The 245-nt window shown below is 71.4% G+C and carries 1 protein-coding gene; it reads right to left on the reverse strand.

Features of this window, described 5'->3' with window-relative positions; all coding sequences use genetic code 11:
• Positions 1 to 17: 17 nt before the first annotated feature.
• On the reverse strand, positions 18 to 245 hold a 228-nt coding region (locus AC0IW9_RS31660; RefSeq protein ID WP_471652245.1), incomplete at its 5' end, for a cobalamin biosynthesis protein.

Consider the following 245-nt stretch of genomic DNA (forward strand, 5'->3'; position numbering starts at 1 on the left):
GGCCGGCGCTGATTGGCTTAGGCAAACAGGCGCCCTCCGAGCAGCAACACCAACAGCCACAGCAGCACGCCACGACGCACCAACCGCACGGCGCGCTCAATGGTGTCGGCGTCCGGCGGCGGGCCTTCGCCCAAGGGTGGGCGTTCACGCAGGGCGCCGTGGTACATGGCCGGTCGCCCCAGCGCTACGCCCAGCGCACCAGCGCCCGCCGCCATTACCGGGCCGGCGTTTGGGCTGTACCAGGT

Source organism: Belnapia sp. AC561, from assembly GCF_979252845.1.